This window comes from Candidatus Microbacterium phytovorans (assembly GCA_029202445.1).
Taxonomy (GTDB): Bacteria; Actinomycetota; Actinomycetes; order Actinomycetales; family Microbacteriaceae; genus Microbacterium; species Microbacterium phytovorans.
Map to the genome: position 1 here is coordinate 924,297 of CP119321.1, position 25,517 is coordinate 949,813.

24 protein-coding genes are annotated in these 25,517 nt (G+C 68.4%); 6 read left to right on the forward strand and 18 right to left on the reverse strand.

The genetic code is table 11. The features are described from left to right. Positions 1 to 5: 5 nt before the first annotated feature. From P0Y48_04375 to rplU, 6 genes are all read right to left on the reverse strand, one after another. Entirely contained in the window at positions 6 to 233 is a 228-nt protein-coding gene (locus P0Y48_04375) for a hypothetical protein (GenBank protein ID WEK14446.1), read from the reverse strand. A 43-nt stretch (positions 234 to 276) separates the two neighbouring features. Further along, entirely contained in the window at positions 277 to 1,536 is a 1,260-nt protein-coding gene (locus tag P0Y48_04380) for a glutamate-5-semialdehyde dehydrogenase (GenBank protein ID WEK14447.1), read from the reverse strand. Positions 1,537 to 1,564: 28 nt separating this feature from the next. Continuing rightward, a complete protein-coding gene (proB, locus tag P0Y48_04385; GenBank protein WEK14448.1) occupies positions 1,565 to 2,389 on the reverse strand; it encodes a glutamate 5-kinase in 825 nt (274 codons plus the stop codon). Next, positions 2,386 to 3,891: a GTPase ObgE gene (gene obgE, locus P0Y48_04390; protein ID WEK14449.1), complete on the reverse strand. Its 1,506-nt coding sequence runs from the start codon at positions 3,889 to 3,891 to the stop codon at positions 2,386 to 2,388. Before obgE ends, proB begins: the two co-directional genes overlap by 4 nt. Before the next feature lie 103 nt (positions 3,892 to 3,994). Then, positions 3,995 to 4,252: a 50S ribosomal protein L27 gene (gene rpmA, locus P0Y48_04395; GenBank protein WEK14450.1), complete on the reverse strand. Its 258-nt coding sequence runs from the start codon at positions 4,250 to 4,252 to the stop codon at positions 3,995 to 3,997. Between the two features lie 18 nt (positions 4,253 to 4,270). Beyond that, a complete protein-coding gene (rplU, locus tag P0Y48_04400; GenBank protein WEK14451.1) occupies positions 4,271 to 4,579 on the reverse strand; it encodes a 50S ribosomal protein L21 in 309 nt (102 codons plus the stop codon). A 210-nt stretch (positions 4,580 to 4,789) separates the two neighbouring features. On the opposite strand from rplU, the gene P0Y48_04405 reads away from it, so the two are divergent. Next, a complete protein-coding gene (locus P0Y48_04405; protein ID WEK14452.1) occupies positions 4,790 to 5,065 on the forward strand; it encodes a DUF4031 domain-containing protein in 276 nt (91 codons plus the stop codon). Positions 5,066 to 5,076: 11 nt separating this feature from the next. Here the strand turns inward: P0Y48_04405 and P0Y48_04410 are convergent, their stop codons facing one another. Beyond that, positions 5,077 to 7,419: an Rne/Rng family ribonuclease gene (locus tag P0Y48_04410; GenBank protein ID WEK14453.1), complete on the reverse strand. Its 2,343-nt coding sequence runs from the start codon at positions 7,417 to 7,419 to the stop codon at positions 5,077 to 5,079. 292 nt (positions 7,420 to 7,711) lie between these two features. Here P0Y48_04410 and P0Y48_04415 point away from each other — a divergent pair, with 292 nt between their 5' ends. Then, positions 7,712 to 8,311, forward strand: a complete 600-nt coding sequence (locus P0Y48_04415) for a vitamin K epoxide reductase family protein (GenBank protein WEK14454.1) — start codon at positions 7,712 to 7,714, stop codon at positions 8,309 to 8,311. A 39-nt stretch (positions 8,312 to 8,350) separates the two neighbouring features. On the opposite strand, the gene ndk is transcribed toward P0Y48_04415, so the two are convergent. Genes ndk through ileS form a run of 4 tightly spaced genes read right to left on the reverse strand, consistent with a single transcriptional unit; the run spans position 8,351 to position 13,896 of the window. After that, positions 8,351 to 8,764 (reverse strand): nucleoside-diphosphate kinase, encoded by a 414-nt coding sequence (gene ndk, locus P0Y48_04420; GenBank protein ID WEK14455.1) that lies wholly within the window; start codon positions 8,762 to 8,764, stop codon positions 8,351 to 8,353. A gap of 1 nt (position 8,765) precedes the next feature. Further along, on the reverse strand, positions 8,766 to 9,152 hold the full coding sequence (locus P0Y48_04425) for a DUF4233 domain-containing protein (GenBank protein WEK14456.1): 387 nt from the start codon (positions 9,150 to 9,152) through the stop codon (positions 8,766 to 8,768). After that, positions 9,149 to 10,501 carry a bifunctional folylpolyglutamate synthase/dihydrofolate synthase gene (locus P0Y48_04430; GenBank protein ID WEK14457.1) on the reverse strand — a complete coding sequence of 451 codons (1,353 nt, stop codon included), beginning with the start codon at positions 10,499 to 10,501 and terminating at the stop codon, positions 9,149 to 9,151. Before P0Y48_04430 ends, P0Y48_04425 begins: the two co-directional genes overlap by 4 nt. Next, positions 10,498 to 13,896, reverse strand: a complete 3,399-nt coding sequence (ileS, locus tag P0Y48_04435) for an isoleucine--tRNA ligase (GenBank protein WEK14458.1) — start codon at positions 13,894 to 13,896, stop codon at positions 10,498 to 10,500. Before ileS ends, P0Y48_04430 begins: the two co-directional genes overlap by 4 nt. A 249-nt stretch (positions 13,897 to 14,145) precedes the next feature. On the opposite strand from ileS, the gene P0Y48_04440 reads away from it, so the two are divergent. The 3 genes from P0Y48_04440 (at position 14,146) to P0Y48_04450 (ending at position 17,718) form a co-directional block, all read left to right on the forward strand. Then, entirely contained in the window at positions 14,146 to 14,802 is a 657-nt protein-coding gene (locus tag P0Y48_04440) for a hypothetical protein (GenBank protein WEK14459.1), read from the forward strand. Between the two features lie 94 nt (positions 14,803 to 14,896). After that, complete coding sequence (gene valS, locus P0Y48_04445) at positions 14,897 to 17,470, forward strand: valine--tRNA ligase (GenBank protein WEK14460.1); 2,574 nt, start codon at positions 14,897 to 14,899, stop codon at positions 17,468 to 17,470. After that, positions 17,470 to 17,718 (forward strand): hypothetical protein, encoded by a 249-nt coding sequence (locus P0Y48_04450; GenBank protein ID WEK14461.1) that lies wholly within the window; start codon positions 17,470 to 17,472, stop codon positions 17,716 to 17,718. Before valS ends, P0Y48_04450 begins: the two co-directional genes overlap by 1 nt. A 47-nt stretch (positions 17,719 to 17,765) precedes the next feature. Here P0Y48_04450 and P0Y48_04455 read toward each other — a convergent pair whose 3' ends face one another. Genes P0Y48_04455 through P0Y48_04465 form a run of 3 tightly spaced genes read right to left on the reverse strand, consistent with a single transcriptional unit; the run spans position 17,766 to position 19,920 of the window. Next, a complete protein-coding gene (locus P0Y48_04455) occupies positions 17,766 to 19,085 on the reverse strand; it encodes an MFS transporter (protein ID WEK14462.1) in 1,320 nt (439 codons plus the stop codon). Continuing rightward, positions 19,082 to 19,300, reverse strand: a complete 219-nt coding sequence (locus P0Y48_04460; protein ID WEK14463.1) for a hypothetical protein — start codon at positions 19,298 to 19,300, stop codon at positions 19,082 to 19,084. The genes P0Y48_04455 and P0Y48_04460 overlap by 4 nt, the downstream gene beginning before the upstream one ends. A gap of 2 nt (positions 19,301 to 19,302) precedes the next feature. Further along, the gene (locus P0Y48_04465) at positions 19,303 to 19,920 is read right to left on the reverse strand and encodes a helix-turn-helix domain-containing protein (protein ID WEK14464.1); all 618 of its coding nucleotides are present in this window, start codon (positions 19,918 to 19,920) and stop codon (positions 19,303 to 19,305) included. 91 nt (positions 19,921 to 20,011) lie between these two features. On the opposite strand from P0Y48_04465, the gene P0Y48_04470 reads away from it, so the two are divergent. After that, a complete protein-coding gene (locus P0Y48_04470; GenBank protein ID WEK14465.1) occupies positions 20,012 to 22,066 on the forward strand; it encodes a M3 family metallopeptidase in 2,055 nt (684 codons plus the stop codon). Here P0Y48_04470 and P0Y48_04475 read toward each other — a convergent pair. From P0Y48_04475 to P0Y48_04490, 4 genes are all read right to left on the reverse strand, one after another. After that, a complete protein-coding gene (locus P0Y48_04475; protein WEK14466.1) occupies positions 22,055 to 22,624 on the reverse strand; it encodes a dihydrofolate reductase family protein in 570 nt (189 codons plus the stop codon). The genes P0Y48_04470 and P0Y48_04475 overlap by 12 nt on opposite strands. A gap of 54 nt (positions 22,625 to 22,678) precedes the next feature. Beyond that, entirely contained in the window at positions 22,679 to 23,947 is a 1,269-nt protein-coding gene (gene clpX / locus P0Y48_04480) for an ATP-dependent Clp protease ATP-binding subunit ClpX (GenBank protein ID WEK14467.1), read from the reverse strand. Positions 23,948 to 24,104: 157 nt separating this feature from the next. Then, positions 24,105 to 24,782 carry an ATP-dependent Clp protease proteolytic subunit gene (locus P0Y48_04485; GenBank protein WEK14468.1) on the reverse strand — a complete coding sequence of 226 codons (678 nt, stop codon included), beginning with the start codon at positions 24,780 to 24,782 and terminating at the stop codon, positions 24,105 to 24,107. An 18-nt stretch (positions 24,783 to 24,800) separates the two neighbouring features. After that, complete coding sequence (locus P0Y48_04490; GenBank protein WEK14469.1) at positions 24,801 to 25,385, reverse strand: ATP-dependent Clp protease proteolytic subunit; 585 nt, start codon at positions 25,383 to 25,385, stop codon at positions 24,801 to 24,803. Positions 25,386 to 25,517: the final 132 nt, after the last annotated feature.

The following is a 25,517-nucleotide window of genomic DNA, read 5'->3' on the forward strand; positions in this document are numbered from 1 at the left end:
GCGGCCTAGTGGTGGCCGTGTCCCGCCTGGGCAAGGTCGCTGCCGTGGGTCTTCGCGTAGGCCTCCGCCTTGTGCGCGTGGCGGTTTGCCACGTTGCGGTAGGAGACCGTCACGAGACCGAGCGCCAGGAACACCACGAACGCGATCACCCCGAACACGAACGTCTCGGCCTGGACGTTGCCGTGGTGTTCGGCCTCTTGGGCGGCGAGAGAGGCGATCGTCGAGAGGATCATGGGGCTCCGTTCGGTTGCGGGTGCGCAGGTACAGTTTAGGCGGTCATGCGCGGATCTGCCCGGCGCCGCGAGCGAGCCACTTCGTGCTCGTCAGTTCGGGAAGCCCCATCGGCCCGCGCGCGTGGAGTTTCTGTGTCGAGATGCCGACCTCTGCCCCGAACCCGAACTCGCCTCCGTCGGTGAACCGCGTCGAGGCGTTGGCCATGACGACGGCGGAGTCGACTTCCGCGAGGAACCGCTCGGCGTGCTCCTCGTCGGCCGTGACGATCGACTCGGTGTGTTGCGTCGAGTATCGGCGGATGTGCGCGAGAGCCTCGTCCAGGTCGTCGACCACACGGACGGAGATATCGAGACTCATGTGCTCGGTCGCCCAATCCGCATCGGTCGTCGGAACGGCGTCCGGCACGATCGCGCGCGCACGCTCGTCACCGTGGATGGTGACGCCGTGCGAGCGTAGAGCGGATGTGACGTCCGGCAGGAGCCGTTCGGCGGCGTCGGCGACGACCAGCAGTGTCTCCACGGCATTGCAGACGCTCGGGCGCTGGACCTTCGCGTTCACGACGATGTCGCGTGCCCACTCCAGCGGTGCGCTCGAGTCGAGCACGATGTGCACGACACCGGCACCCGTTTCGATGACGGGAACGGTCGACTGCGTGACGACGGTCTCGATGAGCTCCGCACTCCCCCGCGGGACGAGCACATCCACCACACCGCGCGCATTCATCAGGGCGCGCGCCCCGTCGCGCCCGAAATCGTCGACGGTCTGGATTGCCTCCGGATCCACCCCCTCGTCGGCAAGCGCGTCGCGCATGGCAGTGACGAGAGCGGCGTTGGATGCCTGTGCGGCGGTGCCGCCGCGGAGTACCACCGCATTGCCCGAACGCAGCGCCAGCGCGGCGATGTCGACGGTGACGTTGGGGCGAGCTTCGTAGATGGAGCCCACGACGCCGAACGGGACCGAGACCTTCTGGAGCGTGACGCCGTTCGCCAGCGTGCGCTCATCGAGGATGCGGCCCACGGGGTCGGGCAGGTGGGCGACGGCTCGGACTGCGTCGGCCAGCGAGGCGATCCGCCCGTCATCGAGGGTGAGGCGATCGATCAGGCCCGCCGAGAGGCCGTTCTCCTTGCCGCGCCGGACATCCTCCGCGTTCGCGGCGAGGATGGCGTCGCGGTGGGCTGAGATCGACGTGGCGATCGATGACAGCACCGCCGCCTTGCGGGCGTCGTCGAGGAGACCGATCTGGCGAGCGGCGTCTTTTGCTCGCAGCAGGCGTTCCTCGGCGGTCGTGGCGATCGTCGTCATCGGCACAGTCTACCGAGGCGGTGGGCCGTCAGACGGTGCGGACGGGAGTCGTCCCGACCGTCGGCGCAGCGTCGGCGTGGGGCAGGAACCACGTACCCACCGCCGCGCCCGTGAGGGCCTCGGCGACCAGGTCGGCGCTCGTCACGAGCACTCCGATTCCGGCAGCGGATGCCAGGCGTGCGGCGGAGGCCTTCGTAGCGGCGCCACCGGTGCCCACGCTGTTGACGACGACGGAGCCGAACTCGTAGGTGGAGAGGTCGTCGTCGGGTTCGACCCGCTCGATGGGACGCGCTCCGGGCTCGCTGGGCGGACGCGTGTAGAGGGAAGCGATGTCGCTCAGCAGGACGAGTGCGTCGGCGCCGACCAGCTGAGCCACCAGAGCCGCCAGCCGATCGTTGTCGCCGAAGCGGATCTCGTGGGTCGCCACCGTGTCGTTCTCGTTGACGATCGGGAGGATCCGAAGGCTCAGCAGACGTTCCATGGCGCGTCGCGCGTTGGAACGGTGGGTGGGATTCTCCAGGTCGCCCGCGGTGAGGAGCACCTGGCCCGCGACGATGGAGAACGGACGGAGCGCGTCCTGGTATCGGTAGATCAGAACGTTCTGACCGACGGCGGCGGCGGCTTGCTGCGTTGCCAGGTCGCTCGGGCGCTCATCGAGCGCGAGGTACGGCATCCCGGTCGCGATTGCTCCCGACGAGACCAGCACGACTTCTGTGCCACGCGCGTGCGCGGCAGCGAGGGCCTCGACGATCGGCTCGATCTTGTGCGCGTTCTCCCCGCTGATGGACGACGATCCGACCTTCACGACGACGCGTCGCGCGCCGAGCAGGTCGGCGCGCTCTCGCAGGGTCACTCGGCATCCTCGTCGTACGAGCGACCTCCCAGCCGTTCGGCTTCGAGCTCGGCACGTGCCTCGGCCTTGGCGTCCATCCGCTCGTGGTAGCGCTCGCGCCGCTGAGAGGTCGTACGGCGGGGGTTGAGATCGAGTCGCGGGTCGGTACCGCGCGGCGCCGTCATGAGCTCCGCCGGAGACGACAGCGACGGATGCCAGTCGAACACGATGCCGTCGCCCTCGCCGATGACGACGGTCGAGCCCGCCACGGCGCCGGCGCGATAGAGCTCGTCCTCGACGCCGAGCTTCTCCAGCCGGTCGGCGAGGAAGCCCACGGCCTCCTCGTTCTGGAAGTCGGTCTGCTGCACCCACCGGACGGGCTTGGTGCCGAGGATGCGGTAGATGTTGCCGTACGTCCCGCCTTCGACGCGGACGATGAACTCCTTCTCCGCTCCGTGCGGACGGATGACGACGCGCTCGGGGACGACGACGGCCGCCTGGGCCGCGCGATGCGTCGTCACGATATCGCCGAGGGCGAAGGTGAGGGCTCGCAAGCCGTCGTGGCTCACGGTGGAGATCTCGAAGACACGGTAGCCGCGGGCTTCGAGGTCGGGACGGACGAGGTCGGCGAGATCGCGGGCCTCGGGAACGTCGACCTTGTTGAGAGCGATCAACTGGGGACGCTCGAGAAGCGGCAGCTGGCCCTCCGGGACGGGGTAGTTGCCGAGTTCCTCGAGGATGACGTCGAGATCGCTGAGGGGATCGCGTCCCGGCTCCAGCGTGGCGCAATCGAGTACGTGCACGAGCGCGGTGCAGCGCTCGACGTGCCGGAGGAACTCCAGACCGAGCCCCTTCCCCTCGCTCGCACCCTCGATGAGCCCGGGAACATCGGCGACGGTGAAGCGCGCTTCACCGGCCTGCACGACTCCCAGGTTGGGGTGAAGCGTCGTGAACGGGTAGTCGGCGATCTTGGGACGGGCGGCGGAGATCGCCGCGATGAGGCTCGACTTGCCCGCGGACGGGAACCCGACGAGGGCGACGTCCGCGACCGTCTTGAGCTCGAGCTGGACGTCGCCTTCCCAACCGGGGGTGCCCAGCAGGGCGAATCCCGGCGCTTTGCGCTTGGGTGAGGCGAGCGCGGCGTTGCCGAGACCGCCCTGACCGCCCTGAGCGACGACGAAGCGCGTGCCCGGAACGACCAGATCGGCCAGCACCTCCCCGTCGACGTCCTTGACGACCGTGCCGACCGGAACAGTGAGCTCGACGTGCTCGCCGGCGGCGCCGGAGCGGTGATCGCCCATCCCGAAGCCGCCGTTGCCGGCGGAGCGGTGCGGCGAGTGGTGATACGACAGGAGCGTGGTCACCTGCGGGTCGGCGACCAGCACGACATCACCCCCGTGCCCGCCGTTGCCCCCGTCGGGCCCGGCGAGGGGCTTGAACTTCTCGCGGCGGACCGACACGCAGCCGTTACCGCCTTTGCCGGCGCGCAGATGCAGCGTCACCCGGTCGACGAACGTGACCATGTCGGAACTCCTCAGATAAAACAAGCGAGGGGCGAGCCGAAGCCCGCCCCTCGCCATGGGATTGTGTGACGGCCGGAGCCGTCGACGCCCGCGTCGGTCGGGATTACTCCGCGACCGGGACGATGTTGACGACCTTGCGGCCGCCCTTCTTGCCGAACTCGACCGAGCCGGCAGCCAGAGCGAACAGCGTGTCGTCGCCACCACGGCCGACGAGCGCGCCGGGGTGGAAGTGGGTGCCACGCTGACGGACGAGGATCTCGCCGGCGCTGACGGTCTGGCCGCCGAAGCGCTTCACGCCCAGTCGCTGAGCGTTGGAGTCACGACCGTTACGGGTGGAGCTTGCGCCCTTTTTGTGTGCCATCTGAAGCGTCTCCCTGGCTTACTTGATGCCGGTGATCTTGACGCGCGTGAGGTCCTGACGGTGTCCCTGGCGCTTCTTGTAGCCGGTCTTGTTCTTGAACTTCTGGATGATGATCTTCGGGCCGCGCTCTTCGCCGAGGACTTCGGCGGTCACGGTGACCTTCGCGAGCTTGTCGGCGTCGGTCGTGACGGCATCGCCGTCGACGAGCAGCACCGCGGGCAGCTCGAGCTTGTCGCCGACCTTGGCCTGCTGGCGGTCGAGAACGACGATCGTGCCGACCTCGACCTTTTCCTGACGGCCACCGGCGCGCACAACTGCGTAAACCACTTCACACCTGTTTCTTCTGTTGGAGCGCACGGCTCCGATTGTCTTTGTGAGACTGGGAAGTCTTGGTGCGGGGTCTCGACAGGGGGCTGTTGAGTCTCTCCGAAGCATCGCCATAGGCCTGCGACGCGGGCGCACCGAAGTTCTACTTTACCGGATGGGGCGAAGATGGGCAAAAGCGGGCTGAGGCGTGTCGCCGTAGGATGCCAGACGATGACTGTTCTCGTCGACGATCCCCGCTGGCCGGCCCACGGTCGCTTGTGGGCCCACCTCGTGAGCGACTCCGATCTGGATGAGCTCCACCGGTTCGCCGCGGCCCACGGCATCCCTGCTCGCGCCTTCGATCTGGACCACTACGACGTTCCCGAGGACGCCATTCCTCGGCTCGTGGCGGGTGGGGCCGAGGCGGTCAGCGGCCATGAGCTGGTCAGGCGGCTGATCGCCTCCGGCCTTCGAGTGACGGCGAAGGAGCGCCGCGGGCGGGACTGACCCGCCCGCTGTCAGTCCTCGGGGGTCGCGGACACCGGCGTGCCGGTGAGGGCCGCCGTCGTCACCCGTCGGCGCGCGCGACCCTGGCCGGGTGCCTTCGGCTCCGGCAGAGCGTTGAGGACCGAGTCCAGGAGCATGTCTTTCTCGGTCTTCGGCGACTCCGCACGCTTCTTGCGCGGCTTCTTGGGTCGATCCGCGGAGGCCGGCGCCTCAGCCGTCTCGATCTCGACCGCCGGCAGGACATCGACCGGGTGGATCGTGGAGGCCGCGATCTGCGCGAGAGCCGACTTGGCGCTCTCGGTGATGACGTGAGTGCCGCCGCCCTGAGGAGCCGCTCCGGCTCCCCCGTTGGACGACGATCCGCGGCCACGGCGCGAGGAGCCGTTCTGCTGCTGCGGGGCGCGGTGCTTGACGACGGGGTCGTGGTGCACGATGACCCCGCGGCCGGCGCAGACCTCGCACGCTTCGCTGAAGGTCTCGAGGAGCCCGAGGCCCAGCTTCTTGCGCGTCATCTGCACGAGACCGAGAGAGGTGACCTCTGCGACCTGGTGCTTCGTGCGGTCGCGGCTGAGGCACTCGACGAGTCGGCGCAGCACGAGATCACGATTGGACTCGAGAACCATGTCGATGAAGTCGACGACGATGATGCCGCCGATGTCGCGCAGACGCAGCTGACGGACGATCTCTTCCGCGGCCTCGAGGTTGTTCTTGGTGACGGTCTCCTCGAGGTTTCCGCCGGAACCGACGAACTTTCCGGTGTTGACGTCGACGACCGTCATGGCCTCGGTCCGGTCGATGACGAGCGAGCCGCCCGACGGCAGCCACACCTTGCGGTCGAGCGCCTTCTCGATCTGCTCGGTCACGCGGAACGCGTCGAACGGGTCCTGCTCGTCCTCGTACTTCTCGATGCGCTCGAGCAGGTCGGGCGCGACACCGGTGAGGTAGGCCGAGATGGTGTGATGCGCGTCTTCACCCTGGATGAGCATCCTCGAGAAGTCCTCGTTGAAGACGTCGCGGACGATCTTCACGAGGAGATCGGGCTCCGAGTGCAGCAGCGAGGGCGCGGATCCGCTCCCGGACTGCGTGCTGATGTGCTCCCATTGCGCCGTGAGGCGCTGGACGTCGCGCGTGAGCTGCTCCTCCGTGGCGCCCTCGGCAGCCGTGCGCACGATGACGCCGCTGGATTCCGGGAGCACCTCCTTGAGGATCTTCTTCAGGCGAGAGCGCTCGGTGTCGGGAAGCTTGCGGGAGATGCCGTTCATCGCACCGCCCGGGACGTAGACCAGGTAGCGGCCCGGCAGCGAGATCTGGCTCGTGAGGCGCGCGCCCTTGTGGCCGACGGGGTCCTTCGTCACCTGGACGAGCACCTTGTCGCCGGACTTCAGTGCGAGTTCGATACGACGGGGCTGGTTGCCGGTCTCGACGGCGTCCCAGTCCACCTCGCCGGAGTAGAGCACGGCGTTGCGGCCACGGCCGATGTCGACGAAGGCCGCCTCCATGCTGGGAAGCACGTTCTGCACGCGACCGAGGTAGACGTTGCCGATGAGCGACGCGTCCTGGTTGCGCGCGACATAGTGCTCGACGAGCACGTTGTCCTCGAGCACGGCGATCTGGATGCGACCGTTCTTGGAACGCACGATCATCACGCGATCGACGGCCTCGCGGCGTGCGAGGAACTCGGCTTCGGTGACGACAGCGCGACGGCGTCCAGCCTCGCGGCCGTCGCGGCGGCGCTGCTTCTTCGCTTCGAGGCGGGTGGATCCCTTGATGCGCTGCGGTTCGGTGATGAGTTCGACCGCCCGACGGCGCGGGGCGGCAGGAGCGCTCTCTTCGGTCTCCGCTCCCCCACCGGAACCCCCCCGACGCCGATTGCGGCGACGCGAGCTCGACGAACCCTCCGCCTCGCCGTCGCGGTCATCGCGGTCGGAACCCGGAAGAGCCGGGAGCGGCGTGATCTCGGGCGCGTAGAAGTGGAGGGCGGTGGACACTTCCGACACGAAAACCTCAGGCAGCAGGCCTAGCGAGACAGCCGTGACCGTCTCCGAGGTTGCCGGCGCGTCCGGCTGAGCGGCCTCGGTCGCGGGTTCCGCGTCGGCGGGGACGTCGGCGTCTGCCGCGGGAACCTCGGGCTCGGCGGGCGCCTCGGTCTCCGAGGCGGCGGGAACGTCGGCCTCGGCCGCCTCCGCCTCGGCCGCCGGGGTGCCCTCAGACTCGTCCGCGGCTTCGACCGCCTCCGCGGCGTGGTCGGCCTCGGCCGGGATGGCGGACTCGCTGACTGCCGGGGTATCGGGCGTCAGCGCGTCGACGGCATCCGTCGATTCGGGAGTGTGGGTGTCGTTGTGCTCATCGGCCATCACTGGCTTACTCCTAGCCGACGGCTCCGCGCGCCGTCCGGCGAAAATCTGGCGGCGCCGCTCCGTGAAGGCCGGGCCGCGAACTCACTCGGTCTGCAGCGGGCGCAAGGCTCGCGCTGCGAAGGGCGTTCATCGCCCGAAGTCTCTGTGATGCCGTCGCGGCGCGGCCGCGGGTGCATCGAGAGCCATTATCGCACCATCTCCGACGAATCCGCGATCCCGCCCGCGGACGGCGTGTGTCGGCGGGGGTGTGGTGGGTCCCCTGCAAAGGCGCGGGTGGGATAATCGCCGGATGCCGAGCCGTCTCACCCACACCCGTCCCACCGGTCTCGCGATCTGGCTGATCGTCGCCGGCGTCATCGGCTGGATCGCGGCATTCGCGCTGACGGTGGAGAAGATCCATCTGCTGCAGAACCCGGGTTCCTCGGCATCCTGCGACTTCAGCGTCGTCGTCCAGTGCGGGGCCAACCTCACCTCCGCGCAGGGCTCGGTCTTCGGATTCCCCAACCCTCTCCTGGGGCTGACGGGGTGGGTCGCGCCGATCGTGGTGGGCGCGGCGATCCTCGCCGGAGCGCGCATGGCGCGATGGTTCTGGTGGTGCTTCTGGGCCGGTGTCGCGTTCGCCTTCTGCTTCGTCGTGTGGCTCATCACGCAGAGCATCTTCGTTTTGGGCACGCTTTGCCCGTGGTGCATGGTCACGTGGGTCGTGACGATCCCGACCTTTTATGCGGTGACTCTGCACCTGCTGCGATCGGGCATCGTGCCGATTCCGACGCGCCTTCGCGAGGTGGCCGGCGCGGCTATGGGATGGCTTCCGCTCCTTGCGGTCGTGAGCTACGCGGCGATCGCGCTCATCGCGCAGCTGCGCCTCGACTGGATCGGCACCCTCTAGTCCAGGGCGCGGAAGGCCGCAGCCCGGGCCGGCGCCCGATCAGAACCAGATGGCGAGTTCGCGCGTGGCCGACTCGACGCTGTCGCTGCCGTGAACCAGGTTCTGCTGCACCTTCGCACCCCAATCGCGGCCGAAGTCGCCGCGGATCGTGCCGGGCGCGGCGGTCGTGGGGTCCGTCGTGCCCGCGAGTGAGCGGAAACCCTCGATGACGCGGTTGCCGGCGAGGCGGATGGCGACGGATGGGCCGGAGAGCATGAACTCCACCAGCGGCTCGTAGAAGGGCTTGCCCGCGTGCTCCGCATAGTGCTGCTCGAGCGTGTCGCGGTCGGGCTCGACGAGGCGAATGTCGACCAGCGCGTACCCCTTCTGCTCGATGCGCGCGAGGATCGCTCCCGTGAGGCCGCGGGCCACACCGTCGGGCTTGATGAGGACGAGGGTCTCTTCAGTGGGCATGTCAATCTCCGTTCGTGGCGTCAGCGGCTCGAGCCGCGTTGCGTCGGTCGAGTTCGCCGCCCTTGATCGTCGCATACGCGTACATCCCACCGAAAACCAGGGCGACGATGCCGAGCGCCGGCACCAGGATCGCTCCGACCGCCACGACCAGTTGCAAGGCCCAGCCGAGGCCGATCCCCCAGGAATGCCGGAGCACCCCCACCGTCAGGATCATGACGACCGCGAGGATGCTCCCGGCGGCGATACCCCACGCGTCGGGGACCGAATCGGGCAGGGCGCCCAGGCCGTACACGACGAGTCCCCCCAGGAACACGACGATCGACTCGAATCCGAGCACGACCGACGCAAGCGATTCCCGGGCTCCCCGCGCGCGGCGCGGGCGGGTCACCGCTGCCACCCGTCCTTCCAGTCCTCCTCGGCCGCGAGCTGCAGCGCCTCTCCGGCGAGCACGACGCTTCCCGCGATCACCACCGCTCGACGGTCGGAGGCGGACGCCCATTCCCGCGCCGCCTCCGCAGCGTCTGCGAGAGCCGGATGGACGGTCACCGGGACCTCCGCCTCCTCCACGAGATCGGCGATCCGCTCGGGGTCAGCCGCGCGGTCCGAGTCGGGTGCGGTCGCGAAGACATGGGCGGCGGCGGGGGCGAGTTCGCGCGCGATGCCGGCGGCATCCTTGTCCGCGAAGACGCCGAGCACGAGGCCCCACTCGTCGAAGTCGAACGAGTCACGCAGCGCAGCGACGAGGGAACGCGCGCCGTGAGGGTTGTGAGCAGCATCTACCAGGACGGTCGGCGCGACCCCGATGAGCTGGAGGCGACCGGGCGACGTCACCTGGGCGAGCCCGTCCGTCAGCACGTCGAGGGCGAGCGGCTGGGTTCCGCCTCCGATGAGCGACTCGACCGCCGCGATGGCGAGGGCCGCGTTCGCGCCCTGGTGGGCACCGTAGAGCGGCAGGTACAGATCCTCGTACCGGCCGGCGAGTCCTCGGACCGTGAGTTGCTGACCGCCGACCGCCAGTCGCTGGTCCTCCAGCGCGAACTCGGTGCCCTCGAAGGCGAGGGTCGCGGCGGCGGCACGCGCTGCCGCCTGAAGCGGCGTCACGGCCGCGGGTACCTGTCGTGCGGAGACGGCGGCCGCACCGTTCTTGATGATCCCCGCTTTCACCGCGGCGATCTCGGCGATCGTCTCGCCGAGCCGATCTGCGTGGTCGATGTCGATCGGCGCGAAGACCGCGACGTCACCGTCGGCGGTGTTGGTCGAATCCCAGGCTCCGCCCATCCCCACTTCTACGACCGCCACGTCGACGGGCGCGTCGGCGAACGCGACGAACGCGAGCACCGTGAGCAGTTCGAAGAAGGTCAGCGGCGCGTCGCCGGCCGCGGTGAGTTCGGCGTCGACGAGGTCGACGATCGGGGCGATCTCGTCCCAGGCCTCGGCCACGTCCGCGTCCGCGATCGGTTCCCCGTCGATCATGATCCGTTCCGTGAACCGCTCGAGATGCGGACTCGTGAACAGGCCGGTGCGCAGGCCGTGGGCGCGGACGATACTCTCGACGATCCGGCTCGTCGACGTCTTCCCGTTGGTGCCGGTCACGTGGACGACGCGGTAGGTGCGCTGCGGGTCGTCGAGCAGTTCGAGAACGCGCCGGGTGCGCTCCACGCGCGGCTGCACCCACTGCTCGCCCTGGCGGCTCAGCAGCGCCGTGTAGACGGCGTCTGCGCGGTTGCGATCGCTCATGCGTTCTCTCCGATCCGGGTGACGGCGACCGTCACGGCCCCGGTGTTGGCGTACGTCCCCGCGGCGACGGTCGCGACGTGTTCCGCGTCGATGGTGCTCGCCGACGCGAGGACCGATCCCTCGCCGACCAGCGCACGGCCGTCGGGGTCGACCACCGCATAGTCGACGGCGAGAGTCTCGGCCGCGACGCCGGCGACGTCGAACGCCGCCGCCACCGCTCTGGCGTCCTCCGCGGAATCGAACAGCAGTTGCAGGCGAATCCGGTCGCTCACGTCGAAGCCCGCAGCTTTGCGTGTGTCCTGGACGGCGCGGATCACGTCGCGCGCGAGCCCCTCAGCTTCCAGTTCGGGGGTCGTGACAGTGTCCAGCAGGACGAAGCCGCCGCCGGCGAGCAGCGCGATCGCCGTGCCCTCGGCGACGCCGCCGGCCTCCAGTGTGAGGTCGTACTCCCCCGGCTCGAGTGCGATGCCGTCGACGATCACGACATCGCCCTCCTGCGTCCAGACTCCCGCGCGCGCCCCGGCGATGACGTGCTGGACCTGCTTTCCGAGGCGGGGACCCGCGGCCCGGGCGTTCACCGCGAGCCGCTGACTGATCCCGTAACGCTCCGCGAGACCCTCCGTCAGCTCGACCAGCTCGACCGCCTTGACGTTGAGCTCGTCGCGAACGATCTCCTCGAACTGGGCGAGATCGGCCGCCCCGGCCACGGCGACGGTGAGTGAGGCCAGCGGCAGCCGCACGCGCTTGCCCTCGCGCTTGCGCAGAGCGTTGGCCACGGAGGACACCTCGCGCACGGCATCCATCGCGTCGCGGATGTCGGATGCCGGTGCGAACGCCGTGGCATCCGGCCAGTCCTGCAGGTGAACGCTGCGGCCGCCGGTGAGGCCCTGCCAGATGCGCTCGGACACGAGCGGGATGAGCGGAGCGGCCACCCGCGTGAGCGTCTCCAGCACGGTGTACAGCGTGTCGAACGCCTCTGTGCTCGTCGGCTCCTCGAGGTCGACCCCCACCCAGAAGCGATCGCGCGACCGTCGGATGTACCAGTTCGTGAGCACTTCCGCGAAGTCGCGGAGCTTGGCAGCCGCCATCGTGGAGTCGAGCGCGTCGAGGTCGGTGGCGACCTCACGCACGAGGTCTCCCGTCAGAGCGAGGATGTGACGGTCCAGTACGTGGGTCGAGTCGGTGCGCCAGCGTGCCGAGTAACCGCCGGACGCAGTCGCTCCCCCGTGCGCGGCATTGGCGTACGTGGCGAAGAAGTACCACGCGTTCCACACCGGCAGCAGGAACTCACGAACGCCCGCGCGGATGCCCTCCTCCGTCACGACCAGGTTGCCCCCGCGCAGCACCGACGAGCTCATGAGGAACCAGCGCATCGCGTCGGAGCCGTCGCGGTCGAACACCTCGCTGACGTCGGGGTAGTTCCGCAGCGACTTGGACATCTTCTGTCCGTCGCTGCCGAGCACGATGCCGTGGCAGGCGACGCCTGAGAACGCGGGACGGTCGAACAGCGCACCGGACAGCACGTGCATGACGTAGAACCATCCGCGCGTCTGACCGATGTACTCGACGATGAAATCCGCGGGTGCGTGCGAATCGAACCACTCGCGGTTCTCGAACGGGTAGTGCACCTGCGCGTACGGCATCGAGCCCGAGTCGAACCACACGTCGAACACGTCCTCGATGCGGCGCATCGTGCTGCGGCCCGTCGGATCGTCGGGGTTCGGGCGCGTGAGGTCGTCGATGTAGGGACGATGCAGGTCCACGTCGCCCGCCTCGTTCACCGGCAGACGGCCGAAGTCGCGCTCGAGGTCGGCCAGCGAGCCGTACACGTCGACGCGGGGGTACTCCGGGTCGTCGCTCTTCCACACGGGGATCGGGGAGCCCCAGAAGCGGTTGCGGCTGATGGACCAGTCGCGCGCCCCCTCGAGCCACTTCCCGAACTGTCCGTGCTTGACGTTCTCCGGCGCCCACGTGATCTGCTCGTTGAGTTCCAGCAGCCGTTCCTTGATCGCGGTGACGCGCACGAACCAGCTCGAGACGGCCTTGTAGATGAGGGGGTTCCGGCAGCGCCAGCAATGGGGGTACGAGTGCTCGTACGACGCCTCGCGCAGGAGGCGGCCCTCGGCGCGCAGCAGACGGATGAGCGGCCGGTTGGCATCCATCCACAGTTCGCCGGCCACGTCGGCCACCTGCGGGAGGAACCGGCCCCCGTCGTCGAGGCTCATGATGAGCGGGATGCCGGCGGCCTCCGTGATCCGCTGGTCGTCCTCGCCGTAGGCGGGAGCCTGGTGGACGATGCCGGTGCCGTCGCTGGTCGTCACGTAGTCGTCGACGAGGATGCGCCAGGCGCGCTCCGTGCCCCAGGTGTCGGCATCGGCGTAGTAGTCGAAGAGCCGGTCGTACTGGACGTCGGCGAGGTCGGCGCCGACGACGGTCTGCTCGACGGCCGCCTGTGCCTCCTCCGCCGAGGCGTAGCCGAGGTCCTTCGCATACCCGGGAAGCAGCTCCGCCGCGAGGAGGTAGCGGTGGGCGGTCGCTTCGACCGACTCGTCACCGGGGCGGATGTCGGCCGCTCCCGCGGAACCCCCGGGGACCACGACGTACGTGATCTCGGGCCCCACCGCCAGCGCGAGGTTCGTCGGCAGCGTCCAGGGCGTGGTGGTCCACGCGAGCGCGCGGACGCCCGTGAGGCCGAGCGTCTCCGCCTTCGCGCCGACGAGGGGGAACGTGACCGTCACGGACGGGTCCTGACGCATCTTGTAGACGTCGTCGTCCATGCGCAGTTCGTGGTTCGAGAGCGGGGTTTCGTCGCGCCAGCAGTAGGGCAGTACGCGGTGGCCCTCGTAGGCGAGCCCCTTGTCCCACAGCTCCTTGAACGCCCAGAGCACGGACTCCATGAACCCCGTGTCGAGGGTCTTGTAGCCGCGCTCGAAGTCGACCCAGCGCGCCTGCCGCGTGACGTAGTCCTCCCACTCGCGCGTGTACTCGAGCACCGAGGACTTCGCCTTGGCGTTGAACGCCGCGATGCCCATCTCCTCGATTTCGCTCTTCTCGGTGATGCCGAGCTGCTTCATCGCCTCGAGCTCCGCGGGGAGTCCGTGCGTGTCCCAGCCGAACACACGGTCGACCTTGTGTCCGCGCATGGTCTGGAACCGCGGGAAGAGGTCCTTCGCGTATCCGGTGAGCAAGTGACCGTAGTGCGGGAGACCGTTGGCGAACGGCGGCCCGTCGTAGAAGACCCACTCGGGTGAGCCCTCGCGCTGCGCGATCGAGGCGCGGAACGTGTCGTCGCGCTCCCAGAACCGCAGCACGTCGTCCTCGATCTGCGGGAACCGGGGGCTCGGCACGATGGGTTCGGTCGCGGGGGATCCGTCGGATCCGAGGGGGTAGCTCATGTCACTCCAGCAGGTTGCGATGCGTCCTGCGAGGACGACTCCCCGGACGGAGGAGCCGCGGTACCACCCCGCGTTGCCCCCGTCGGTGCGACGGCGGCCTCTCTCACTGCGGCTGTGACGGGCCTGACCCGCCCGGTTCTACTGGCCGTCCCCCCGCCTGCGCGTGGTGACGACGTTCTTCCGAGAGCTCCCCGGTGATGGCCGGATCGGTGCTGATCCCCCCATCATACGCGGGGGTAGAGTCGCCGGATGGCCCGCCGCGACGACCCAGCTCCGCCCCGCGACAGCACGCCCGATCTGCCGCCGATGCTCGAACAGGTGACACAGCTCGTCCGACGGGGCGAGCTGCACGCCTCGCGCATAGAAGGGCTGAGCGGTGAAGCCGACGCATCGCACGCAGCGCTGGTCGAGACGCTGTGGGAGGCGCCGACGCTCGACCGGCTCGATCTGACCGGGGCGCGGCTCGTCGACAGCCGGATCGCCGATGCACGGGTGACCGTCGTCGTCGGTCGCGATGCGCGCTGGCGCAACGTCGAGATCGACGGCGGGCGGCTGGGCACGGTCGATCTCCAGCGCGCCGAACTGGACGGCGTGACCTTCCGCGGCATCCGCATCGACTATCTGGGGCTGCCCTCGGCCCACCTGGCGCACGTGCGCTTCGTGGGATGCCGTTTCGGCACGATCGACCTGCCGGAGGCACGCGCTGATCGCGTCGCCTTCGAGGACTGCCGCGCGGACGAGATGGACACCCGCGGCCTGCGGGCGGTCGACCTCGACCTGCGCGGACTGGAGGTGCTCTCCTTCACCGATCCCTCCGCGCTGCGCGGCGCGACGTTGACCGCGCGCCAGTGCGAGACGCATGGCGCGGCCTTCGCCGATGCGCTCGGAGTGAAGATCCGCGACTGATCGCGAGGTGGTCGGGTGTCGCCGGTAGACTCGTGCCGCACCCACATTCAGGCACGCTCACACAGTGCCGCCCATACCGATCGAGGAGACTCCCGTGGCGCACATTCCAGACAAGCCCGCATTGGAAGGCCTCGAGCAGAAGTGGGATGCCGCGTGGTCGGCCCAGGGAACGTACCTGTTCGACCGTGCCGCCGCGTCACGCGTGGGCCGCGACGGTGTCTATTCCGTCGACACGCCGCCGCCGACGGCATCCGGCAGCCTTCACATCGGCCATGTCTTCAGCTACACCCACACCGATATCAAGGTGCGCTTCGAGCGCATGCGGGGCAAGACGGTGTTCTACCCGATGGGGTGGGACGACAACGGTCTGCCGACCGAGCGGCGTGTGCAGAACTACTACGGCGTGCGATGCGACCCCTCGCTCCCCTACGACCCCGACTTCACTCCCCCGTTCCAGGGCGGCGACAACAAGTCGAGCCGCGCGGCGGATCAGGTCCCGATCAGCCGACGCAACTTCATCGAGCTGTGCGAAAGCCTCACCGAGGAGGACGAGAAGCACTTCGAGGCGCTGTTCCGTCAGCTCGGACTGAGCGTCGACTGGACGCAGACCTACCGCACGATCTCGGACGACACGATTCGCACAAGCCAGCTCGCGTTCCTCCGCAACGTCGAACGCGGCGAGGCCTACCAGTCGCTGGCGCCCACCCTGTGGGACATCGATTTCCGCTCGGCGATCGCTCAGGCAGAGCTCGAGGATCGCGAGCAGCCCGCCGCCTACCACCGTGTCGCGTTCCACAAGACCGACGGATCCGGTGACATCCACATCGAGACGACGCGTCCGGAACTGCTCCCCGCGTGCGTCGCCCTCGTCGCACACCCCGACGACGAGCGGTACCAGCCGTTCTTCGGATCGACGGTGCGCACGCCGCTGTTCGACGTCGAAGTCCCCGTCCTCGCCCATCCGCTCGCCCAGAAGGACAAGGGATCGGGTATCGCGATGATCTGCACCTTCGGCGACGTCACCGACATCATCTGGTGGCGGGAACTGGACCTTCCCAACCGCACGATCCTCGGCAAGGACGGCCGTGTGCTCGCCGAGGCTCCCGACGTGATCGTGACCGACGAGGCGCGAGCGGCCTACGCCGAGCTGGCGGGCAAGACCGTCTTCAGTGCGAAGAAGCGCGTCGTCGAGCTGCTCCAAGAGTCCGGTGACCTCATCGGCGAGCCGAAGCCCTTCACCCACCCGGTCAAGTTCTACGAGAAGGGCGACCGCCCCCTCGAGATCGTGTCGACGCGCCAGTGGTACATCCGCAATGGTGCGCGCGACGAGCAGCTGCGTGAACGGCTGATCGCGCTCGGGCAGGAGATGTCGTGGCATCCGGACTTCATGCGCGTGCGGTTCGAGAATTGGACCAACGGGCTGACGGGCGACTGGCTCGTCTCCCGGCAGCGCTTCTTCGGCGTGCCGATCCCCGTGTGGTACGGCCTCGACGAGAACGGTGAGCGCGACTACGACCGCGTCATCACACCCGATCTCGGGCAGCTCCCGGTCGACCCGACCATCGACGCCCCCGCCGGCTATGACGAGTCTCAGCGAGGCGTTCCGGGCGGTTTCGAGGGAGAGCGCGACATCTTCGACACGTGGGCGACGTCGTCGCTGACGCCCCAGCTCGCCGGCGGCTGGGAGCGCGACCCCGAGCTCTGGAACCTCGTCGCGCCATTCGACGTGCGGCCCCAGGGTCAGGACATCATCCGCACCTGGCTCTTCTCCACGATGCTCCGCAGTGCGCTCGAAGACGGCCGCGCCCCGTGGAGTGACGCCTCGATCTCCGGCTTCATCGTCGACCCCGACCGCAAGAAGATGTCCAAGTCCAAGGGCAACGTCGTCACCCCCGCCGACATCCTGGCTGGCCACGGCACGGATGCCGTGAGGTACTGGTCTGCGTCGAGCCGGCTCGGCGCAGACGCGGCGTTCGATCCCCAGAATCCGACCCAGGTGAAGATCGGGCGACGGCTGGCGATCAAGGTGCTCAACGCCGCCAAGTTCGTGCTGTCCTTCGCCGTTCCGACGGGCGCGACGATCACGCACGACCTCGACGCGTCGATGCTGGCGACCCTCGACCAGGTGATCCGCGACGCGACGACGGCGTTCGAAGCGTACGATCACGCCCGCGCGCTCGAGATCACCGAGGCGTTCTTCTGGACGTTCTGCGATGACTATCTAGAACTCGTCAAGGAGCGCGCGTACAACCAGGCCGACAGCGGCCAGGCATCCGCCGCGCTGGCGCTGCGCACCGCGTTGTCGGCGCTGCTGCGGCTCCTGGCGCCCGTGCTCGCGTTCGCCGCGGAAGAGGCATGGTCGTGGTTCGAGGAGGGGTCCGTGCACACCGCCGCGTGGCCCGAACCGCTGGGCATCGAGGGTGACCCGATGGTGCTCCGCCGCGTCGGCGAGACCCTCATCGCGGTCCGGCGGGCCAAGACCGAGGCGAAGGCGTCGCAGAAGACCGCCGTCGAGACCCTCACGATCTCGGGGCCCCAGGCGGCGCTCGACGCCGTCGCGGCAGCGGAGGGCGACCTGAAGGCGGTCGGACGGATCGGCGCGGTGACCTATGCGGTGGCCGACGAGCTGGCGGTTGCCGACATCGTGCTCGCCCCGCAGGAGTCGTGATGCAGCTCGGGACCCGCTGGACCAGCGGCGACTCGATCCCGCCGGCCGTGCCTGCCGTGCTGCACGCCCAGATCGGCGAGGTCGACCGGGCCCTGCCGGGTGACCTGCTCGGCCAGCCGCGGCCACGCTGGACGTTGACGTTCCTCGAAGGGCGTCCCCTTGCGGAGCTGGACACCGGCATCCTGGTCGAACTTCGGGCCGACGGCAGTGTGACGGTGCGCCACGACTCCGAGGACGAGTTCGGCTGATCGGGTTGGTCGGCCGCTGATCACGTCCTCCTGGCGGAGCGCGGCGGTCAGGCGGGCGTCTCCGCGCCTGCCCGTCGAGTCCCACCGATGAGCAGGGGCAGGGCGATCACCGCGACGACGACGATCACGCTGCCGCCGATCCAGAAGGGCAGGCGGAGATCCGTGCGCCCGACCCACCCGCCGAGGAGGGTGGCCACGGGAAACAGCCCCCAGGTGAGCGTGCGGATGACGCCGAGGACGCGACCGAAGATCTCACCGGGCACGATCTGCTGGCGCAGACTCCCCCACGGCACGTTCCAGACGGACACCGCGCCCGCGGAGAGCGCGAACGCACCGACCGCCGTCCACGCGTCGGGTGCCAGCCCCGTCAGCACGAGGGTGGCCCCGCCGGTGAAGATCGCGCCGAACATGACGCGTCCACGCCCGAAGCGAGCGACCAGACGAGGCGCCAAGAGCGATCCCGCGAGGGCACCGATACCGATGCCGGCGGTGACGAACCCGATCGCAGCCACCGACACCCCCATCGTGTCGAGGAAGAAGAGGATGATCACGGCCTGGGCGAACGACAGGGACGAGCCGATGATCGAGGTGAAGACCACCATCGTCCGCAGGTAGCGGTGCCGCCAGAGGTACGCGAGCGCCTCCCGCGTGCGCACCCGCGGCGCAGGGACGGTGTCGGTGACGGGTTCGCCGACCACGCCGGCAGCGATGTCGCCGGCGCCCCCCGCCTGCGGCGCGGGTTCGATGGCCGCGTCGTGAGCGGGTCGTCGCAGCGGACGCGCTGCCGATACCGGGAGGAGGACGGCGAGCACGATGGGGATGAGATAAGCGGCGCTGCCCGCCCACAACGGCACGCCGACGGACAGGGCGAAGAGCACGCCGGCGATCGGCGTCGCGATGAAGCTGTCGATCGTGATCTGCGCTGCCTGCATCCATCCGTTGGCGCGGTCGAGCTGGTCACGGCGCACCACACCGGGGATCACGGCGTTGGTCGCGTTGTCGAACAGTGTCTCGCCGAGGCCGAACACGAGTGTTCCCACGAACAGGGCCCAGAGCGAGAGGGAGCCGGTGACGGCGAGGAGGGCCAACCAGACGGCGACCGCGCCGCGCAGCGCATTGGCGGTGGCCATGATGTACCGCCGGTCGTAGCGATCCACGATCATGCCCGCGGGCAATCCGAAGACGAGCCACGGGACGAACGCGAGTGCGCCGATGACAGAGATCAGCAGCGGGTCACGGGTGAGCGTTGTGGCGGCCAGGGGAACCGCCGTGCGGCCGAGGCCGTCCGCCAGGTTGCTGAACGCAGCGGCGGTCCACAGCTTGCCGAAGTCACGGCCCAGGCGCGTGCGCGCGTCGACCGTGGTCACCGCGGCAGGATTCCGAGAGAGCCGAGCGCGAGCGCGGTCTGCCGCTCCTCCACCGCGTTCGTCGCCGGCGGAGTCGACGTGAGCGCGCGACGCTGAATGCGCTGCAGGGTTGCGACCTCGAGCGCGCGAGAAAGACGCAGGATGCTGCGTTCGAGGGGTGTGGGCGCAAGCCGGCCGGATGCCGGGAGACACAGGGGCGCGGAGATCGCGGTCATGGTCAGTGTCCTTCTTCGGGAAGCGGGAAGATATCGGTGCGAATACTGATGGGGCGCACGCCCTCGCCGGTCTGATCGCGGTACTTGTCGACCGCGGCATCGATCAGCTCTTGGATGCCGGAGATGAGCTCGGTGGTCTGCTCGATCGTCATCCGGGCGGTGGCGGTGGAGATCGCAGCCTCATCCGAGTGACCATCGGGGTCGAGGATCGCTTCGGCGAGGTAGCGCATGAGTTGCTGGTGGCGGCGGGTGAGGAACTCGGTCATGACCGCTTCCGTCGCCGCCTTTCCGGACGGCGTCTTCATCGCCTCGGGATTGGTGAACGAGATGCCGCCACGGGGGCGCTCCCACCAGCGCTCGCGCGCCGTTCCTCGTTCGTCCACCTCGCGAATGAGGTCGTGCTTGGCGAGCGCGCGCAGGTGGTAGCTCGTGGCACCCGACGACTCCCCCGTCATCTCTGCGAGGGAGCTCGCCGTCTGCGGTCCGTACTGCGACAGGATGTCGTAGATCCGAACACGCAGCGGGTGTGCGAGCGCCTTGAGTGCGCTCGCATCGAGCATCCGAACGTCGTGGTGGGGCGACGCGTCTGCCGGGTGGGTCGGCTGTTCGTGCTCGGTCATAATGCAAAGATAACTTTGCAGAGACAGGTTTGCAAGTACTACTTTGCAAGCAGATCTTTGTAAGGCGCCCTGAGAGTCGTACGCTGGACCGATGACTCGCGAGCAGAACCCGTTGCTGACCCCGGCCCTCCTCCCTTACGGCCTCCCCGACTACCGCGACGTCCGTCCCGAGCACTATCTGCCCGCCTTCCGCCAGGCCTTCGCCGAGCACGTCGACGAGATCGCACGGATCACGCACGTGCGCTCGATGCCGACGTTCGAGAACACCCTTCTCGCCCTCGAGAGCTCCGGGGAGCTGCTCGGTCGCGTTGCACGGACGTTCTATACGGTGTCCTCTGCCGACGCGACTCCCGCGATCCAGGAGATCGACGAGGAGTTGGCGCCCCTGATGTCGGCGCACCAGGATGCCATCCAGCTGGACGGCCAGCTGTACTGGCGCATCAAGACGCTCTATGAACAGCGGAGCGAACTCGACCTCACCGACGAGGAGCACTACCTGATCGAGCGTCACTACCGGGAGATGACGCACGCGGGTGCCGCGCTGGATGACGAGCAGAAGGCTCGACTAATGGCGCTCAACCAACGCCTGTCGATTCTCAGCACGACGTTCGAGAAGAACCTCCTCGCCGACAGCAACGACCTCGCCGTCGTCTTCGACAGCGAGGAGGAGCTCGCCGGGCTCACCGCGGGCGAGCTCTCCGCCGCCGCTCAGAACGCGGCCGACCGCGGGCTGCCCGGACGGTTCGTCGTCACCTTGACACTGTTCACCGGACACCCGTATCTCGCGAGCCTCACCGAGCGGGAGAGCCGTCTGCGCCTGCTGGACGCCTCGCGGGCTCGTGCCTCGCGAGGCAACGAGAACGACAATTCGGAGGTGCTGCGGGAGATCGTCGCGCTCCGCGCCGAGCGAGCTGCGCTCCTGGGGCACGCCAGTCATGCGGCGTACATCACCAGCGACGAGACCGCGGGCTCCCCCGAAGCGGTGCACGACCTGCTCCGCCGTCTCGCCACGCCGGCCGCGGCGAACGCGCGCCGCGAGCAGGCCGCCCTCCAGGCGATCGTGGATGCCGGACCGTCGCCGTTCCCCGTGGCCGCGCACGACTGGGCGTTCTACACCGAGCGCGTCCGTCAGGCCGAGTACGACCTCGATCGCACCGCATTGCGCCCCTGGTTCGACGCAGAGCGGGTGCTCGTCGACGGGGTGTTCCGTGCCGCGACGTCGCTGTACGGCATCACGTTCACCGAGCGCGCCGACCTTCCGGCGTACCACCCCGATGCCCGCGTCTTCGAGGTGCGCAACGAGGACGGCAGTGAGCTGGGTCTCTTCGTGCTGGACCTCTACACGCGAGACACCAAGCGCGGCGGGGCGTGGATGAACTCGATCGTCTCCCAGTCGAGGTTGCGCGGGACGCACCCGGTCGTGGTCAACAACCTCAACGTCCCCAAGCCCGCGCCCGGACAGCCCACGCTTCTGACACTCGACGAGGTCACGACCCTGTTCCACGAGTTCGGTCATGCGCTGCACGGGCTCTTCGCGACCGTCACCTACCCGCACTTCGCCGGCACCAACGTCCACCGAGACTTCGTGGAGTTCCCGAGCCAGGTCAACGAGATGTGGATCTACTGGCCGGAGATCCTCACCTCGTACGCCCGCCACATCGACACCGACGAGCCGCTGCCTGCCGACGTCGTCGAGAAGCTGCTGGCATCCGAGACCTTCAATCAAGGGTTCTCGACGAGCGAGTACCTCGCGGCAGCGTGGATCGACCAAGCGTGGCACTCGCTGAGCGTTGAGGATGCCGCGTCGATCGAGGACGTCGCGGACTTCGAGGCGCGCGCTCTCGCCGAGCTCGGGCTCGACAATCCCGTCGTGCCGACGCGGTACTCATCGACTTATTTCGCGCACGTCTTCTCGGGTGGATACAGCGCCGGCTACTACTCGTATATCTGGAGCGAGGTCCTCGACGCCGACACCGTGGAGTGGTTCCGCGAGAACGGCGGTCTGACACGCGAGAACGGAGATCGCTTCCGCGAGCGACTGCTCGGCGTGGGCGGATCGAAGGATCCACTGGAGGCCTACCGCGACTTCCGTGGTCGCGATGCCGCGATCGAGCCCCTGCTGAAGCGACGGGGACTATCCGGCTGAGGCGTTGTCGACCTCGTAGACCAACCGTGCGAACTGTCCGACCGCTTTCGCTGAGACCAGGCGAAGGCGGTCGGACTCGCATCGGCGTGGCAGCAGCGGAGCTCCCCCGGTGAGGAGCACAGGCGCCACGGACACGGCGATCTCATCGAGTGCCCCGATGTCGAGGAACTGGCCGGCCAGGTCACCCCCGCCCACTACCCAGATGTCGGTGTCTCCCGCCGCGGCGCGCAACACGGGGAGAGCCTCGGCGACGGGGCCGGAAACGAATCGGACATCCGCGCCGTCGGGGACGGGCAGCTCACGCGTCGTGAAGACGAAGGTGGGGCGGTCGCCGTGGAACTCATGCCACTTCTCCGGGTGCGCCAGGGCATCCGCCTCGGCCAGCACCCACTCGTACGTCGTCGAGCCTTCCACGAGCACACCCGCGTTCGTCGGGAGCACCTCGTCGTCGGGCGTGGTGCCGCCCTCGACCGCGAACAACCAGGAGAGGGAGTTGTTCTCGTCGGCTATCCAGCCGTTCAGTGATGTCGCCGTGTCGAAGAGGATGCGCGTCGTCATGCCCACGACGATAGGGCGAGGCTCCGACACGCCCTCCCGGGCGGTGGGTCAGGCTCAGGCGCTCTTGCGCTTCTGCCGCAGCACGAACGTGGGTGCGGCACCCTCGGTGACCGCAGCGCGTGTCACGATTACCTTGTCGACGTCTTCCGCCGAGGGAATCTCGAACATGATCGGGCCGAGGACGTCTTCGAGGATGGCACGAAGTCCGCGCGCTCCTGTCTTGCGGGCGACCGCGAGGTCGGCGATCGCTCGGAGCGCCTCGTCCTCGAACTCCAGCTCGACGCCGTCGAGCTGGAACATCCGCTGATACTGCTTGACGAACGCGTTCTTCGGTCCGGTGAGGATCTCGATGAGCGCGGTCTGGTCCAGCGGCGAGACGTTCGTCACGACGGGGAGGCGGCCGATGAACTCGGGGATCAGGCCGAACTTGTGGAGGTCCTCGGGCAGCACTTCGCTGAAGAGGTCGAGGTCCTTCCCCTTCTCGTGCAGCGGAGCGCCGAAGCCGACGCCGTGCTTGCCCACTCGGGAGGAGATGATGTCCTCGAGTCCGGCGAACGCCCCCGCCACGATGAACAGCACATTCGTCGTGTCGATCTGGATGAACTCCTGGTGCGGGTGCTTGCGGCCGCCCTGCGGGGGCACGGATGCCACGGTGCCCTCGAGGATCTTGAGGAGCGCCTGCTGCACGCCCTCGCCCGATACGTCGCGAGTGATCGACGGGTTCTCGGCCTTGCGCGCGATCTTGTCGACCTCGTCGATGTAGATGATGCCGGTCTCGGCGCGCTTGACGTCGAAGTCGGCCGCCTGCAGCAGCTTCAGCAAGATGTTCTCGACGTCTTCGCCGACGTAGCCGGCCTCCGTGAGCGCCGTCGCGTCGGCTACGGCGAACGGCACGTTGAGCCGCTTCGCGAGCGTCTGCGCGAGATAGGTCTTTCCGCAGCCGGTCGGTCCCAGGAGGAGGATGTTGCTCTTGGCGATCTCGACCTCGTCGGCACGTTGCTCGGCCGGCTGGAGCGTCGAGTGAGCGCGCACGCGCTTGTAGTGGTTGTACACGGCCACCGCGAGAGCGCGCTTGGCGGGGTCTTGACCGACGACGTACTCCTCGAGGAAGGAGAAGATCTCGCGTGGCTTGGGGAGATCGAAGTCTGCGACCGCACCGTCGCCGGACTCGGCCATGCGCTCTTCGATGATCTCGTTGCAGAGTTCGACGCACTCGTCGCAGATGTAGACGCCGGGGCCGGCGATCAGCTGTTGCACCTGCTTCTGGCTCTTGCCGCAGAAGGAGCACTTGAACAGGTCGGCGCTCTCACCGATGCGTGCCATGGCGCTCCTCCTCCAGGGATCTCACAGAAACCGCGCTTCGAGCCTAACCGCTGCGACCGACAACCCGGCGGATTTCGCTCGCACTGTGTCGGTCCGTCTTGCGCGACGAGAGCCCCGGCACCGGGCCGGGGCTCTCATCGGTTCAGACGTGTGGTGATCAGGCCGTGATCGCGGCGGGCGTGCGCTTGCGCGACGTCAGCACCTGATCGACGATGCCGTACTCAAGGGCCTCGGCCGCCGACAGGATCTTGTCGCGATCGATGTCCTTGTTGACCTCGGCCTGGGTCTTCTTCGTGTGGCGTGCCATCGTCTCCTCGAGCCAGGTGCGCATGCGCAGGATCTCCGCCGCCTGGATCTCGATGTCCGACGCCTGGCCGTGCCCGGCCTCGCCGACGGCGGGCTGGTGCATGAGGATGCGAGCGTTGGGCAGCGCGAGTCGCTTGCCGGGGGCGCCGGCGGCCAGCAGCACGGATGCCGCAGAAGCCGCCTGACCCAGCACGACGGTCTGGATCTCGGGCGAGACGTACTGCATCGTGTCGTAGATGGCGGTCATCGCGGTGAACGAGCCACCGGGCGAGTTGATGTACATGATGATGTCGCGGTCGGGATCCTGCGACTCCAGCACGAGCAGCTGAGCCATGACGTCGTCCGCGGAGGCGTCATCGACCTGGACGCCCAGGAAGATCACGCGGTCCTCGAACAGCTTGTTGTAGGGATCCTGGCGCTTGTAGCCGTAGGCGGTGCGCTCCTCGAACTGCGGCAGGATGTAGCGGCTGCCGGGCAGCTGCACGCCGGAGGTCGAGTGAGCGGGCATGCCGAAGGTGGGTGCGTTCATTCTCGGGTGTCCTCCGGGTCAGTTCTCGGTGCCGCCGCCGCCGATGACATCGGCTGCGGATTCGCGGATGTGGTCGACGAAGCCGTACTCCAGGGCTTCCTCGGCGGTGAACCAGCGGTCGCGATCGCCGTCGGCGTTGACCTGCTCGACCGACTTGCCCGTCTGCGCTGCGGTGATCTCGGCGAGGCGACGCTTCATGTCGAGGATGAGCTGCGCCTGCGTCTGGATGTCGCTGGAGGTGCCGCCGAAGCCGCCGTGAGGCTGGTGGAGCAGCACGCGCGCGTTGGGGGTGATGTAGCGCTTGCCCTTCGTGCCGGCCGTGAGCAGCAGCTGACCCATCGAGGCCGCCATGCCGATGCCGACCGTCACGATGTCGTTCGGGACGAACTGCATGGTGTCGTAGATCGCCATGCCCGCGGTGATCGATCCGCCCGGCGAGTTGATGTAGAGGTAGATGTCCTTCTCGCTGTCTTCGGCCGCGAGGAGGAGGATCTTGGCGCAGATCTCGTTGGCGTTCTCATCGCGCACCTCCGACCCGAGCCAGATGATGCGGTCTCTCAACAGCCTGTCGAAGACGCTCGTCGCGACAAGTGGTTCAGCCATGAATGCTCCTGATTCCGGGTGGTCCGTTCGTCAATGAATCTACCCAGGCCCACGCACCGACCCGCCCGTGTTCGCCGTCGGCATAGTGCGTGCCTCTGGCCGCAACGACGACGAAGGGGCCGGATGCCACGG